Source organism: Methylophaga sp. UBA1464 (genome assembly GCF_002325665.1).
In the GTDB taxonomy this organism is placed as follows: Bacteria; Pseudomonadota; Gammaproteobacteria; order Nitrosococcales; family Methylophagaceae; genus Methylophaga.
Map to the genome: position 1 here is coordinate 1 of NZ_DCSO01000086.1, position 1,714 is coordinate 1,714.

Genomic DNA, 1,714 nt, shown 5'->3' on the forward strand with positions numbered 1-1,714 from the left:
GTATTGATGCCTTAAGTACAACCTGCTGAACTCTGGCAGGAAAGCCAGCGCTGGGAGAAATATGGTCCTGAATTATTACGTATTACCGATCGCCATCAACGTGAATTCTGCTACGGTCCGACTCACGAGGAAGTCATTACTGATCTGGTACGTCAGGAAATTCGCAGTTACAAGCAATTACCAGTCAATTTCTATCAAATCCAGACCAAATTCCGTGATGAGATTCGTCCGCGCTTTGGTTTAATGCGTGCCCGCGAATTCCTGATGAAAGATGCGTATTCCTTCCATGTGGATCAAGCCTCTTTGCAGCAAACCTATGATGATATGTATGCAACTTACACACGTATTTTCCAGCGAATCGGTTTGAATTTCCGTGCAGTACTGGCCGATACTGGCAGTATTGGTGGTAATGCCTCACATGAATTCCACGTGTTGGCCAGCTCCGGTGAAGATGCCATTGCCTTCAGCAATGCCAGTGACTACGCCGCCAATGTTGAATTGGCTGAAGCAGTGAAACCTGCCGGTGCTCGTCCTGCGGCATCTGCCCCCATGCAAACCGTTGATACTCCCCACAAACATACCATTGAAGATGTCAGTGCTTTTTTGAAGGTATCGGCTGCACAATGTCTGAAAACGTTATTGGTTGAAGGAGCGGCTAAAAACAGTGTTGTCGCTTTGGTATTACGTGGCGATCATGAACTCAATGAAATCAAGGCAGAAAAACATCCCTTAATTGCAGCGCCATTAACCTTTGTCACCCCGGAACAGGTACATGAAGCCACCGGTGCCAATATCGGTTCTATCGGACCAGTCGGGCTGACGATTCCAATGGTGGTTGATCATGCGGCTGCACATATCGCTGATTTTGTCTGCGGTGCCAATGAAGATGAAAAACATCTGACCGGCGTAAATTGGGGTCGTGACTGCCCGGAACCCGAAACCGCTGACTTACGCAATGTGGTTGCCGGAGATCCGAGTCCGGATGGTCAGGGAACACTGGAAATTGCCCGCGGTATTGAAGTAGGACATATCTTCCAGCTCGGCGAAAACTACAGCAGCAAATTGAATGCTGTGGTGTTAACCGAAACCGGACAATCCCAGGTGATTACTATGGGCTGTTATGGCATTGGGGTCTCCCGAGTGGTGGCCGCAACCATTGAACAGAATAACGACGAAAATGGCATTATCTGGCCACAAGCCATTGCACCATTTGAAGTGGTATTGGTACCGGTCAATGCGCATAAATCACAACGGGTTCGCGATGAAGCGGAAAAAATCTACCAGCAATTACTCGCTGCCGGTATTGATGTCTTACTCGATGATCGTGGACTTCGTCCAGGCGTGGCATTTGCTGATATGGAGCTTATTGGTATTCCACATCGCCTTATTCTTGGTGAGCGTGGACTAGATAACGGTGTGATTGAATATAAACACCGTGCGTCCGGCGAAGCGGATGAATTTGTTTTAAATGATGTAGTGGCCGCCATCCAACAGAAGTTAGCACTTTAAAAATGACGGTGATTCGCCAACAGGACTTTATACAAAGCATCGCTGATGCCTTGCAGTTTATTGCCAATTATCATCCCAGAGATTTTATTGATGCGATGAGCAAAGCCTATGAACGTGAGCAATCAGCTGCTGCAAAAGATGCCATAGCGCAAATTCTAGTGAACTCACGCATGTGCGCCGAAAACAATCGGCCAATTTGTCAGGA

At 47.6% G+C, this 1,714-nt stretch carries 1 protein-coding gene and 1 pseudogene; both read left to right on the top strand.

The annotated features are described in order from the left end of the window. Positions 1-15: 15 nt before the first annotated feature. Positions 16-1,509 (top strand): annotated as a pseudogene (locus B3O33_RS10960) (proline--tRNA ligase); the annotation flags it as partial. Positions 1,510-1,511: 2 nt separating this feature from the next. After that, the coding region (locus B3O33_RS10965) for a fumarate hydratase (RefSeq protein ID WP_292363584.1) at positions 1,512-1,714 on the top strand (203 nt) is incomplete at its 3' end.